Origin of the sequence: Corynebacterium sp. SCR221107 (assembly GCF_027886475.1) — a bacterium.
Classification (GTDB): Bacteria; Actinomycetota; Actinomycetes; order Mycobacteriales; family Mycobacteriaceae; genus Corynebacterium.
Map to the genome: position 1 here is coordinate 2631261 of NZ_CP115670.1, position 13143 is coordinate 2644403.

The 13143-nt window shown below is 58.0% G+C and carries 14 protein-coding genes; 7 read left to right on the forward strand and 7 right to left on the reverse strand.

Annotation, left to right across the window (positions count from 1 at the left end; translation table 11 throughout):
* Nucleotides 1–45: 45 nt before the first annotated feature.
* From PAB09_RS11540 to PAB09_RS11555, 4 genes are all read right to left on the reverse strand, one after another.
* Complete coding sequence (locus PAB09_RS11540) at nt 46–1032, reverse strand: LPO_1073/Vpar_1526 family protein (RefSeq protein ID WP_271033790.1); 987 nt, start codon at nt 1030–1032, stop codon at nt 46–48.
* A 559-nt stretch (nt 1033–1591) separates the two neighbouring features.
* Nucleotides 1592–2230 (reverse strand): cadmium resistance transporter, encoded by a 639-nt coding sequence (locus PAB09_RS11545; protein WP_271033791.1) that lies wholly within the window; start codon nt 2228–2230, stop codon nt 1592–1594.
* Nucleotides 2188–2547 (reverse strand): Cd(II)/Pb(II)-sensing metalloregulatory transcriptional regulator CmtR, encoded by a 360-nt coding sequence (cmtR, locus tag PAB09_RS11550; RefSeq protein ID WP_271033792.1) that lies wholly within the window; start codon nt 2545–2547, stop codon nt 2188–2190. The genes PAB09_RS11545 and cmtR overlap by 43 nt, the downstream gene beginning before the upstream one ends.
* A 347-nt stretch (nt 2548–2894) precedes the next feature.
* Nucleotides 2895–3497 carry a recombinase family protein gene (locus tag PAB09_RS11555; protein WP_271033793.1) on the reverse strand — a complete coding sequence of 201 codons (603 nt, stop codon included), beginning with the start codon at nt 3495–3497 and terminating at the stop codon, nt 2895–2897.
* A gap of 376 nt (nt 3498–3873) precedes the next feature.
* Here PAB09_RS11555 and PAB09_RS11560 point away from each other — a divergent pair, with 376 nt between their 5' ends.
* From PAB09_RS11560 to PAB09_RS13380, 7 genes are all read left to right on the forward strand, one after another.
* Nucleotides 3874–4065, forward strand: coding sequence for a hypothetical protein (locus PAB09_RS11560; RefSeq protein ID WP_271033794.1), 192 nt, complete (start codon nt 3874–3876; stop codon nt 4063–4065).
* A 587-nt stretch (nt 4066–4652) separates the two neighbouring features.
* Nucleotides 4653–4847, forward strand: coding sequence for a hypothetical protein (locus tag PAB09_RS11565; RefSeq protein ID WP_271033795.1), 195 nt, complete (start codon nt 4653–4655; stop codon nt 4845–4847).
* Nucleotides 4804–5520 (forward strand): Fic/DOC family protein, encoded by a 717-nt coding sequence (locus PAB09_RS11570; RefSeq protein ID WP_271033796.1) that lies wholly within the window; start codon nt 4804–4806, stop codon nt 5518–5520. Before PAB09_RS11565 ends, PAB09_RS11570 begins: the two co-directional genes overlap by 44 nt.
* A 493-nt stretch (nt 5521–6013) precedes the next feature.
* Nucleotides 6014–6595: an abortive infection family protein gene (locus PAB09_RS11575; protein ID WP_271033797.1), complete on the forward strand. Its 582-nt coding sequence runs from the start codon at nt 6014–6016 to the stop codon at nt 6593–6595.
* Nucleotides 6596–6734: 139 nt separating this feature from the next.
* Complete coding sequence (gene istA, locus PAB09_RS11580) at nt 6735–8342, forward strand: IS21 family transposase (protein ID WP_271033410.1); 1608 nt, start codon at nt 6735–6737, stop codon at nt 8340–8342.
* Nucleotides 8343–8358: 16 nt separating this feature from the next.
* The gene (locus tag PAB09_RS11585; RefSeq protein WP_271033409.1) at nt 8359–9117 is read left to right on the forward strand and encodes an ATP-binding protein; all 759 of its coding nucleotides are present in this window, start codon (nt 8359–8361) and stop codon (nt 9115–9117) included.
* A 147-nt stretch (nt 9118–9264) separates the two neighbouring features.
* Nucleotides 9265–9396 carry a hypothetical protein gene (locus tag PAB09_RS13380; protein WP_442873756.1) on the forward strand — a complete coding sequence of 44 codons (132 nt, stop codon included), beginning with the start codon at nt 9265–9267 and terminating at the stop codon, nt 9394–9396.
* 85 nt (nt 9397–9481) lie between these two features.
* On the opposite strand, the gene PAB09_RS11590 is transcribed toward PAB09_RS13380, so the two are convergent.
* The 3 genes from PAB09_RS11590 to merA form a co-directional block, all read right to left on the reverse strand.
* Nucleotides 9482–10411, reverse strand: a complete 930-nt coding sequence (locus tag PAB09_RS11590; RefSeq protein WP_271033798.1) for an S-4TM family putative pore-forming effector — start codon at nt 10409–10411, stop codon at nt 9482–9484.
* A 9-nt stretch (nt 10412–10420) separates the two neighbouring features.
* Nucleotides 10421–11245 (reverse strand): SMODS domain-containing nucleotidyltransferase, encoded by an 825-nt coding sequence (locus PAB09_RS11595; protein WP_271033799.1) that lies wholly within the window; start codon nt 11243–11245, stop codon nt 10421–10423.
* A 454-nt stretch (nt 11246–11699) separates the two neighbouring features.
* Nucleotides 11700–13121, reverse strand: a complete 1422-nt coding sequence (gene merA, locus PAB09_RS11600) for a mercury(II) reductase (protein ID WP_003859023.1) — start codon at nt 13119–13121, stop codon at nt 11700–11702.
* Nucleotides 13122–13143: the final 22 nt, after the last annotated feature.

Below are 13143 nucleotides of genomic sequence, written 5' to 3' on the forward strand. Positions count from 1 at the left end.
CTACTGCCCCAACTTTGCAACAGCACCGCTCTGATCGCTCTCTCGTCAATCGATCGGCGGCAAGACTTTCCTCACATCTAGGCGAAGTGCATTGGAACGAGCCAGCACCCTACCAACCCCTGTGATTTGCATGGCATGTGGGATCTGGTCCCACCAGGTTTCAATTTTTGCAAGGGTGGGTCGTAGTCGTAGTCTCTCTAGGAACAAATCGACAAGCTCGGGATCGATCGCTCCGAAGCCTAAGCGATCTTCTGCTTGCTCAATTAGTTCTGAATGAATGTTTTCGGCATTAGGTAATGTGTGCTTGAGCGTATCGGTATCGGCTACAGCGAAGCGCCAGTATCCGGGTCGTAATTCATGCTGCACCAGCAGAGCTGGTCCGAATTGTGGCCTGTCACAGATTATGAATGGTAGTTGAGGACTACCTATGGGCGCTCCCGATGCGAGATAGCCAGGCATTATTGTGGGGTAATAGTCCCGAAAAGACTTAAGTCCAGAGACTTGGTTGATACGTAACGCATCCAATATGTCTAAATGGTCTAGCCATTCTGCGCCTTCTGGCAGCGGGCCATCGAGCAAGTCTACGAAGAGATCCTCCATCGTATCTAGGCCATCATCCAAACGTGAGCCAAGAGGGCGATACTGCTGAATAGCCTGAATTACAGTAAGACCACGAAGAGCTTCATCATCGATTTGATCAACTATCTCGATCGAGCGCTCAATTCCTGCCTTAATATTGCGGGAAGCCCCTCGCTTGACGCGATCAACTAGCAATCCCGCCAACAGATCATAATCACTGTCTTTATCCGATACAGCGGCACCCGATTGTGCCTTCGTGTAGGAACGCTGAAAACCAGGATCTGCAAAGACCTCCAGTCGTCCCTCCCTCACAAGGGATGCGATAACTCGGTCATCAAGTTTGGTTATGCGTTCCTGAATTACTCGTACGCTTTCATCCGCATATTCTGCAACAACCGATTTCGCTGCTTGCTCAGCAATTTCGCGAGCACGGGGTTCCGTCAGGCCAATCACTACGTCCCTAGAGGCCAGTACTTGGGTCGAGTTGTCCCCAGCCGACTGAGACTGCCGACTCATTTAATATCCCGAATGTCCCGGCCCGCCTGAATCTGGCGAGAGTTATCTCCTGCGCGCTGACGCTGGGACTCATCATTCTTTTTCACCATCACTCGCCAGGTAACAGCGCTGCCACCCGTCCCGCCTACCAGCAACCCGATTAGAAAAGTTCCTATTCCGCTAAACAGCCATTCCAACTCCCCCACCTCCATAATCTCTCGTCAGCAAAAATTATACGGGAACCCGGTCCAAATTCTTTCCAACCGACCGGCCCGGATAGCTCCTGGTATTCACAATAACTCTATCCTCCAGAACCCGATATGGGAGAAGGGGGCATTGGGAAAACGGCCGGGAAATGTCTTACTAGGGTATACCCCAGAGCAACAGGTGGCACACACCCTAAAACCGCTGTGACTTGCAGCTTCGTTTGGCGGTTTTTCCGCGGCTTCGAATGGCGGTTCAGTCGACGCCGATGGCAACACCTGGATAGGCCACCCGGGCGCTCGGGATGGGCTTATTAGAGGCCGAAGGCGCCGCCGCTGACGAGGATGAAGATGCCCAGGCCGATCAGGACGATCGGGAACAGCACGTGCTCCCAGCGCTCAAGGACTTCTGCGATGGGCGGGCGGGTGGCCACGAACTTTGCCAGCAGGACCAGGCCTGCCACCAGGACGAGGAAAACGATGCAGTAGATGATGACGGCGGCAGTGTCCACGTTGAGGAATACCGGGACGTAGACGCCGATATTGTCGCCACCGTTGGCAAACGTCACACCGGCGACGGTCAGCACACCCACCTTTTTCCCGGCGATCTTCGCATCATCATCGTCGTCATCATCGCTTCGCCAAGCCTGCCAGGCCGCCCATAGTCCCAGGGCCAGGGGAATTAGTCCGAAGTACGGGATCGCCTCAGCAGGTAGGAATGCTCCTGCCCCCAGCATGACCAGGACTGCGGCCGCGAGGATGCCCATGAAGCCGAGGTACTGGCCAGCCAGAATCCGAAGCGTGGTCCCTTTTTGCCCCGCCCCGCGGGCAAAAAACAGCGAGAGCACGATGATATCGTCGATATTGGTGGCGATAAACAGACCAATCGCCGACAGTAGACCGGTTACCACTACGCACTCTCCGGTCCAGTGGCACACCCAGGTACGGCGCATCCGGCGTCGATGCATTCGGCGTTGTCATCGACTGCCAGGGTGATATCCAGCAACGCGTTCAACGCCTGCGCCAGATGAGCATCAACGATCTCGTAGCGGGTCTGTCGCCCCTGCGGTTCGGCGACAACAATTCCGCAGTCCCTCAGGCAGGCGAGATGGTTCGACACGTTCGAGCGCGTCAGTTCCAGATCCTGGGCGAGAGTGGCCGGGTAGGCCGGCCCCTCCAGCAGCGCCAGGAGAATGCGGGAACGAGTCGGATCCGCCATGGCCCGACCCAACCGGTTCATCACGTCTAGACGAGAAGCAATAGTCAGCATGTGCTGAACTATACAGCTGTTACTGAACTAACTTCAACATGGGGTGGCGTCGTTGCCAGAGGTCGCCTGCACTTTCAGGCTGAGGCCTTCACTGCGCAGGAAGGAAGCAGCTGCCTAGTTGGCGGTGTTCCCGACGTGATTTAAAGGTGAGGGCTATTACCGGCAGCTTCCGGCCCAGACCAGCGGTGTCGAAGTCAGAAGGCGATTGCACAAACATGGCCTGGTGAGCAGGGCTGTGCAAACGCCTTCTGACTACTATCTGGTCACTACCCGCGTGCACAAAGCGGAAAATGTCAGAAGTCCCGTTCACAAACCGTCACTACAGGCTGGGGCCTGAGCCTCAGGGGTCAGGCTTTGCCTTCGGCAGTGTGGGTCTCCACCGGCCGGGGCGGGAGGTGTCGGTAGAGACTGGAGCGGGTGATACCGGTCTTCTCCACGATCTTGCTCATCGAGAAGCCCTCGTTGCGCAGGTGCTCGGCGTAGCGGAGCTTGTCCGGGTCCACGACACTGGGCCGGCCCACGCGTTTTCCCTTGGCTTCGGCCACCGCGCGGGCATGGGCCGCGCGCTCGATGGCGTAGGTGCGTTCCATCTGTCCGAATAGCGAGAGGATCACTACCGATAACTGCGCCATCGGATCGTCCGGATTCGAGGAATCGACCTTGATCGGATCGGCCAGGGTGCGCACCCCGACCTCGCGCTCCTGAAGGTCATGGATCAGATTTAACGTATCCCGCACGGTGCGCCCCAATCGGTCGAGCGTGTGGACGACGATGACGTCTCCCGCGCGAGCTTGATCCAGTGCCTTGTGGAGTCCGGGGCGGTTGGTGGTGGACCCGGATTTCTTGTCGACGTAGATGTATTTGCTCGCAATACCTTCCTGGCGCAACGCGTCGATCTGGCGGTCGAGGTCTTGTTTGGCGGTCGAAACCCGGGCGTAGCCAATATCCATGACCGGTATCGTACCGGAAGTCTATTCTGCAGCAGGTTTGGCGGGACGGTTGAGTTGAATAGCTTGTGGAACGGTGTGTCCTGGGACTATGCATTTTCATTAAGTTTTCATTAAGGGTGTTCCACTTCCTTGGAAGTGGGACACCTTAGTTTGCACCCTGATTCCGTCCCCAATTTTTCGATGGCAGTAATTTTCCACCTCTCCGTCAATTCCGGATCTCAGGCCCTAGCGGAACGAAGGGCGCACACCGGGGAGAATGGGGGCGGTATCGTTTTCAGAAGTCATCTGCGATTTTTCCCCTATCTCTGGGGCAAAGTGACTTGATGCCCTTTGGTAGAGCTGGGCTGTAGGCAACGTAGAGATGAAGAGGATAAAGATGGCCGAACATCAAAATGAACGTGATCCCATGGCGGGTCAGACCTTTGGCGGGATAGGCGGGAACCCCATGGCCCGAATGCCCGATCCGCCACCACTACCCGGTGAGGGAGGGAAAAGGGGTCAATGGATTGGCTCGGTAATTTCCATTTTGATTCTTCTCGCCGTTATTACAGTGATCATTATCTTCTAATGTGCTCGAGCCTTCATCTGCATGCGAGTTAAGCGTGAATGCCGATTTCAAAAGTCCTCTGAGCCCCACCCGCAGATGCGCGAGCAGGGGGCCGTGCAGACGACTTCTGACATTTGCGCAAACGCCTTCTGACTTCGACACCGAAGTGTTCACGTCCACAAAAATTGTCACTTAACACGTTACTTTAACTATGTTACGTGAACGGCCTGAAAACTGATAAAAGTGACGAGAAGTTCGGGGAGATGCCTAGATCTTCAAAAGTATTTCGGATACTTTGGATATCCTTCTCATCTTTGCGATCACACTGCTGAGGTTCTGCCACCCTGAAGGGTGCCCTACCTACCTCCCGGGTGGGGAGCAGACGGCTATCGTCGGCGTCCGCCACAGAGTGGTTGAGTACCGCACCTATTCCTTATATATAGGCACACGTGAGGGTCTCCATCCTGGGAGGTGGAGATCCTAGTTCTTCGACTGAGGCACGGCAGGGGCACCCGGCTCGTGGTGGACGGATGACTTCCCGGCCTGTGGGCAGTGCCGGGACACGCGGTAGGATAGTGATAAGCAGAAATGACACGAGAGGGTGAGACATGACTACGTCAACGTCTACCGCAACCACGACGACTCAGCGTGGGCAACGGGTGGCTGAGGCCATCCACAGTGGCGAGATGGAGGGCCTGACCGTCACCCCGGCCGGCCGCACCGACGCCGAGGCCTACATCGCCGGCCGCATCGACTCCGATGAGCTCGTCGCCCGCGCCCGCGCCCGCTATGGACTCGACTGACTTCATCGACCCGTACCTCGACCCCGAGACGGGAATCCTGCGCAACACAGTCGGCGCCCGAACACAGATCGCCCTCGACGAGGCCGAGGGCGATCTATCCTTTGCCCGGCTCATCCAACTCATGGACCACCCACCGCAAGCAACGGGGGACCTCGAGGAATTACGCGCCATTCACCGGCACCTGTTCCAAGACATCTACGACTGGGCGGGAGAACTGCGCACCGTCGACATCCGCAAAAACGTCGAGGGCGGCGAACCTTTCCTGCCCGTGCCCATGATTGGTCACGCCGCCGCCCATGTCACCGCTGAGCTGCGCGCCGACCACCATCTCCGAGGCATAGCCCGGGACCGGTTTATCGACCGCCTGGCCTACCACTACGACCAGCTCAACTACATCCACCCCTTCCGGGAGGGCAACGGCCGGGTGCAGCGGGTGTTCTGGAACCGCGTGGCCCGCGACGCCGGCTGGCAGCTCGACTGGCGCGGGGTCCACGGGGCCACCAATGACCGGGCCTGTCGTATCGCCTCCGAGCGCCGTGACCTTAGCCCCCTGCGGGAGATGTTCGACCAGATCGTCACCGCTGCTCCCTCACCTGGAGCCCGCGACGAGGCGTGGCGCGCGGCTGAGCGTGCTCGCCTGTCGTTCCCGGCCAAGCACGACCCCCGCTCCTGAGGGCAGGGGTGGAGAAAGCCCTCTACGGTGGGCACGCTCACGGCGGCAATAAGGGTTCTGCGACACAATCGTGACGTGACTCCCTGAGTGTAGGGGTCTTCTGCCGAATTGTGTTTTCTAGCGGAAACGGCCGTTTTCGGCTCGCATGTAATCAAAGATTAAGTAAGAGCCTAGCCCACATGTATCCAGAGCAGACATTGCTTCGTCTGTCCGGGTTGAGTGGTGGTGTGAAAAGAGATATTGTGGTCGGCCTCCTCTAGGCCATCAACACCACCTTTTACCCATATGATCTCAGAAAATCATGGTTTAACTGTGTTATGCAGGGACTCCGATAAAGTTCACGAGGTGAGCGCTAGAGAATTGATCGGGCAACGTACTCGCGTTGCTATACGGGAAATGGTCAGCGGCATCGTATTGCGCGACATTCATGCGATGTGGGAAGCAGAAGGTTTCCCACCTCCTCAGGGAGATCGAGCCAGTAGGCGGGGAACGGGTGACGTTATTTGAGGCATATTTGCGTCAAGTGGACTGGACCTCCAGCCTTCAAGTGACCCGTGCTGCACGAGTTCTCCAGGACGCTCTTATAGCTGCATGGGAAGGGTTTCATCCAGACTATGCGGAGCTCCGAGACCAACAATTTGCAAAAATCAGGAGACAGATTGAACGAGATGGTCTGGAGATTTCGGATGATTGGCTGATCACCCCTCGGATCGAGTTCGGGTTTTCTTCAGAGGAGCTCAGCAAGATTCGAAACCCCGAATCCATCTACACACATCTGGATCGCTTGTCCCGGGGGTTCAGAGACTATGACCCTGAGTCTGTCATTGGTCAATCGAAAGAATTGATTGAGACAACTGCGAAGCTCATCCTTGACGAAGTCGGGGAAGATTACGATCCTAAAGCAGACGTAGGTCCACTGGTGAAGACGGCGCAACGGGCGATTGGCCTAGATAAGGGGAACCCCAAAAACGGTCCAGACTTCCTCCAGTCAGTCCGTCAGATTTTGAATGGGGCTCGAAGCGTCGCCACTGGGCTAGCGGAATTGCGAAATAGCTATGGTGTCGATTCGGGGTAGTTGGTACCGCGAGTCCGCGTAGTTGGTACCGGTGTTCCACGTATCTGGTACTGCAAGGGGTTTTCTTTCATAGTTGATGCTGGCGACACCGCAATCCGGTGGTGTCGCGTCAACTTTTACTTGGAAGGAGCCGGTCCTTGTGGCTAACTTCAAACAGATCATCGCGATGTGCCTTGATGGTGCTAGCTACGCGCAGATCACACACGCATTGGGATGTTCACGACGAGAAGTATCCCGCGCAAAGAAAGTCATCAACGATGAGGTACTAACTCCAGAGCGTTTCCGTCAGCTCCCACCGGGATGGTTTGATGATCGATTCAGTGATGGCCGGAGTAAGCGGACGATGTCCTACGACCAGCCTGATTTTCATGCTCTTGCACGCAAGCTGAAAAGTACGAAGCACGTGACCAGGCACAAGCTGTGGATGGACTACTTGTCGCAGCCTTGTCCGACGGATAAGGCAAAGTACCAGTACTCCCAGTTTTGCAGTGGGCTCAATGAATTTCTGCGTGCTAATGATCTTGTCGAAGTCGTCACCCATGAGCCCGGGCAAGAGCTTTATGTCGACTGGGCCGGTGACAAAGTGCCAGTGGTGGATCAGGCCAGTGGTGATACCGCATTCAAGGCGTCATTGTTTGTCGCGGTCAGCCCGTACTCAGGACTGATGTACGTTACTGCTGCTGTGAATGAGAAGATGCTGGCTTGGATTGAGTGCCATGTTAAGGCGTTGAACTATCTTGGCAAATTACCGGCGGTCATCGTGCCGGATAATGCTTCTACGGCGACTTATCGGCCGAAAAAGACCTCTACATATCGGATGGTCACTGACCGCTACGCAGCGTTTGCTGACTATTACGGGGTCACGATCGTGCCGACTCGGCCCGGCAGGCCACGCGACAAAGCGGCAGTAGAACGTGCCGTGAAAATCGCCTACACCAAAATCCTGGGTTACTTCAACGACGAGGTCTTCTATAGCCTTGATGAGCTTAATGAGGCGATCGCTGATCGGCTTGCCGATATCAACAGCGCAATGACGCGGCCTGATGGCTCAACACGGCGCATGCGCTTTGATAAAGAAGAGGCACCAGTGATGCGCGATCTTCCGCCGACGCCGTTTACGGAAGTGTCTTATAAGCGGCTTAAAGTCGATCGTAATTGGCACATCACCTGTGACTATCAGTACTACTCTGTGCCATTTCAGCTGGTAGGAGAATCGGTAACAGTCAGGCTCACCCCGCAACTGGTGAGCATCTTCAGCGGGGAGCAGCTTGTTGCTGAACACACGCGCCTTCACGGATTTAAATACCGGTATTCCACAAACCCTCAGCATGCACCGCGTGGCGATGATGAAGGCCACAAGGCGCTTACCCGTGATGAGCTTTTGGCCTGGGCCTCGTCGTTTGGGGCAGCAACGCACGCAGTCATAGCGATGATCCTCGACCGCAATAGTGCCGCCGTACCCCGCGGACTCATCCAGGCACGCAACGTGCTGGCCAACCTGGGCAAAAAGCACAACAAAGCCACCCTGGAACCTGCATGCCAGCAGGTCTTAGACAAGAAACTGGCCCCCACGATGGCAGTGATCAAACGCATCCAGACTGACATTGCCCACGTCCAACAACATCCCGGGTCACCAGGGCTAAAAACACAGCCTGTGGCCAAGCGCCAACCACGCCCAAGTACCCCGCTTACCGGCGAGGTGGCCGATGCCGTCTTTATCCGGCCTGCTGATCACTACGAAAACTAGAAGGAGTGTAAAAATCATGAGCAGCATCGATGACGAGATTGTGCGGGCGAAAATGCGCAAGCTTCGCGTATCAACCTTCGCTGACATCTTCTACGAGGTTGTCAACGACGAGGCCTATGCGGATGCGCTACCAGAAGATATCTTCCTCGCCGCAGTCGAAGAAGCCTACACACAACGCCAACAGCGCAACATTGCCAAGGCTATCACCCAGGCTAAATTCCGATACCCGGATGCGAGCCTTGCTGAAGTCACCCGGGCAGAACAACGCGGCATCAACATGCGCCAGCTGAAACGGATCGCAGCGACCAACTGGCGGGAAAACCCGACCAACATTCACATCCTCGCACCGACGGGAACAGGCAAGACATACATTGCCTGCGCCATCGGCATCGCCGCATGCAAGGCTGGATATTCCGTGGCGTATTACCGGCTGGATCAACTTGTAGATATGCTCGCGGTCTTCTCACCGACTGACCAAAACTACCTCGATAAGATGCGGAAACTGATCAACGTCGATGTCCTTATCATCGACGATTTTATGACCATGAGCATCAACCAGCGCGGGCAAGAAGACCTAACCAAGATCATATTCGACCGCGACGGTCGGCTCCCGACACTTATCTCCTCCCAATCGGCCGCCGCCTACTGGGTTGAAACACTGCCAGACAGAGTCGGAGCCGATTCACTCGTTAGCCGCCTCAACAACGGCCACCGAATCCGTATCGGAGACTTCGACATGCGCAAGGCCACCGCCCCAATAGAACCGGACGAATAAAGCAAACAACCAGGCCGACTCGGTCGGCCCGGCCCCGGTACCAACTACCCGGAACCCGGCAGTACCGGGTCTCCGGAACACCGGTACCAAAAACCCGCATCTGACAGCTATGGAACAGGACATGGCCCCGGCAAGCCTCGGACAGGGCTGGAGCCACGTCATGCGCAACTTGCAGTCAATTCCGCGAGATTGTGGTGCGACATGATGCTGTCTACTTATGCCTCGGAGACTGCTCCATGGAGACAAACGAAAGGCCAAGGGGCGGAAAAAGACGGTTAGATAGTCTTCCATTCACGAGGTGGTGAGCCCGAAGGCTTTTGGGAAGGCTCCATCTCTCCCTGGCTTTCGTAACAGGTCCTAGTCGTCATTCGTTCTCCTGACGAGCCCGCTTACTCAACTGCGCGGCGGCGGCTGACATCGCTGCCTCGCTCTTCGGACGCTGGAGTTTGTAAATGAAATCTGGGACTGCGGGCGTATCACGACGAAGCTCGAACAGCGCTTCCTGCCAGATACGCAAGTTCTCGCCGGTGATCCCCTCGTCCTTGTTTTCGATCTTGCTTTCGATTTCTCGGTAAAGCGCCTTACGATCGCTGGCTGAGCGCACGATACCAACAATGTAATCGGTCACATCGAGGAAGGCGGGAAGCAGTGGGAGAACGACCCCGAGCAGAAATATCGCGAGCGACAGACCGGCAACGATACAAATTATGATGAGCACCACTACCCAAAGCGCAGCAACCGCCGACCAGATGACCCCCGTGATCCTCAGGAGGCGGTAGCTGTAGGCAGCGTTCGAGCGTTGCGCGATCGCAACCGCCACTTCACCCGGATCATCTTCGTTCAAGACGTACCAGCCGAGCATCTTCTCCCGCTTGGCCACGGCGACAAACTCACTGTCAGGCCCAGCTACCAGAGAAATGTCCTCGAGGGGAGGCAGCTTTGGACGAGGAACGCCCGCGGGCATGTCGTAGACGTAGAGATCGAACTGCTCCTGCACGGCAGCGGCTTGCTGTGTGTTCTCCGTCTGAAGGTGCATCAGCAGAGTGCGTCCGAGGAAGAGCCAGGCTCCCGCGATACTCCCCATCACGACACTGCTCTGGGGCCAGATCACCGCAACTATGGGCGCGGCGAGGCCGATAATGAGCATCCCGAACCAACGAAACGCGACCCACCGCTTTGCGCGTGAGTACAGGCGTTTCTGGGCGATCAGAAGGCGCAATGCATCGAGTTCGTCCTGACGCTTCAGGAGGGTTGCTCCAGTTGCGGGTGGGGTGTAATTGCCGGTAGCTTTCATGGTCGGCCGTTACCTGTTGAAGAGCAGCTTCAACTGCTCTATTGCCTGGGCATGCTTTCCGTCGAGCTCAAACTCGCGGGCCTTATAGGCGCGGGCAACGGCTGTGCCAAGCTTGGAGAGCGCCTTTGTTCGATTTGCCTCCGACGAGCATGCCCCGAATCGCGAACCCAGACCGGTCGGGTCGTTCATCGCCGCCAGGTTCGCGTCATGCATCTTGTCGAGGGCACCATAGAGATCCCAGAATGACAAGTACGTTGTTTCATCCTCGAGATAGTGGGCGGCCCGCATCTCGAGGTAGCAGGAAGAGATCGGGACGTTGCGAAGGTACTTCCAGATCTTCAGCTGACGAGCGAGCTTCTTCGCTCCACCGTTGTGTTTTCTGTTGATCGTGTTGACGTATTCGTTGTGCTCTTCTGGATGGCTCTTCATCCAACCACCGGCGGGGTTCGGGATCCAATAACCGCTGTCGCTGATATATCCGGGCACAACCTCAACTACTCCATCGGAGAAGTAGCAGACGACGGCAGGTTGGCGGATGACGATGCTGGTCCTCTGAAAACGCTCTTGGAGTTCTTTTTTTACCTTAGCCAGCGTTGTCCACGGTGATGTGGGTTTGTCCCCCTTGAGGGATACAAGATAGTCGGCGTCGCTGTACTGCCAGATACCCGTGCCGTGCCGCAACGAACCGATCTCGAACATACGGTAGATGCCGATGGTGTCATCCAAGCGTGCCTCGATCGAGGCACGGTGGCTCTTAGCTGCATTGAACTGCGTGGAGGTGGGTGTGTAGAGACGCGTGAGGTCGTTCAGCCAGGATCGGGCAGTCTCACTCATTGCCGAGGCCTCCAAACGACATTGCTGCTGAATGTGTGCTGATCATATCCACCACGCTCTCGGAACCACTCACGCGTAGTCCTCAACGCTGATGGTGTGGAAGAAAAATGTAACGGCACTGCTCCATCCTACTAATCCTGGTTGGTCCTGCTGCGAGCTCACGGTTTGGGTCAAACCAAGGGAACTGACGCCTACCGTGCACTGCAAGCCACCCAGCGGGGAGTTAACAGAGATTTCTATTTGCATTAGCGCCGTCCCTGGCCATAACCCCATATCGATCCTATCCATCCTTCACCTCCTGATGAGTAGGAATTTTGGCTTTGAAAATGAATCGATAGGGCATGCCCTATCGATTCATCTTTATCTCAAAACCGACAGGAGCCACCAAGGGGGAGGGGCGCTCATCGTCTGAACCTCTTCAGGATGAGATCTCCCCGATTGCCTGCGTTGCCGTTCATGCGCAGCACGACAGCAGCGACGGGTCGGTGGTGAAGGCCTTCGCGGCGATCCGGATGCCCTCGGCCATGGTCAGGTAGGGGGCCCAGGCGTCGGCGACCTCGGCGACGGTCCTGCCGAGCACGTGGACGCCTGCGGCGGCGAGCTCCCCGGCGTCCTTGGCGACGGCGGTCAGGCCGAGGATCTCGTTCGTCTCGGCGTTCACGACGATCTTGATGAACCCGCGGGTGTCGCGGTTCACCAAGGCGCGGGGCACGTGGTGCAGGGGCAGGACGCGGCAGTCGCAGCGGATCCCCGCGGCGAGGACGTCCTTCTCGGTCATCCCGACCGCGCCGATCGCGGGCCCGGTGAACGTCACCCGCGGCAGGCGGGCGTAGTCGACGGACCGGTCGGCGTCGGCGAACGCGTTCTCGGCGACGAGGGTGCCGTGGTGGGCGGCGACGTAGACGAACTCGGGGTGCCCGGTCACGTCGCCCGCGGCCCAGATCCGCGGGTTCGAGGACTGCAGCCGGTCGGAGACGACCACCTCGCCGGAGTCTCCGGTCTTCACCCCGACCGCATCGAGGTTCAGGCCATCGGTGACGGGACGGCGTCCGAGGGCGACCAGGACCTGGTCGGCGCGGAACTCCTGCGAGCCGCCGGACACGGCGGCGGTCACGACGGCCTCGCCTCCCGTGCCGCGGGAGACCCGGGTGGGCACTGCGCGGCTGACGACGCGGATGCCCTCGTCGGCGAACACCTCCTGGAGCGCCTTCGACACCTCCGGCTCCTCCTTCGAGGCGAGCCGGGACCGCACGAGCAGCGTGACCTGCGAGCCGAGGCGGGCGAACAGCTGCGCCTGCTCCAGGGCGACGTAGCCGCCGCCGAGCACCAGCAGCGACTCGGGGACCTCCGTCAGCTCCATCGCCGTGGTCGAGGTCAGGTATCCGGTCTCCTCCAGGCCGTCGATCGGCGGTGCCCACGGGCGAGAACCAGTCGCGACCAGGTAGTGGTGGGCCTCGATGGTCTCGACGCTTCTGTCGGCTCCGGCAACATCGAGAACCGGCGCATCAGGGGTGCCCACGAACGAGGCGTCGCCGCGGAGGACCTGCCAGCCGTAGGAGTCGGCGACGTCGGCGTACTTCTCGCCGCGCAGCGACTCCACCAACGCTTGCTTCCCAGCGATCAGCGCGGGCATGTCGACGGGATCCGCCGTCGTCGCGATCCCGGGGAACCGGGTTGCGGCGTCGACGGCGACGTGCCGCGCGCCGGCCGCGGCGATGAGCGCCTTCGACGGGACGCAGCCCGTGTTCACGCAGGTGCCGCCGAGCGTCCCGCGCTCGATCATCACCACCGACTTTCCGAGCGTGCTGGCGCGGATCGCAGCGGCGAACGCGCCGCCTCCCGATCCGATGATGGCGAGATCGTACTTCGTAGGCATCGCTGCTCCTGTCAACTCTTGG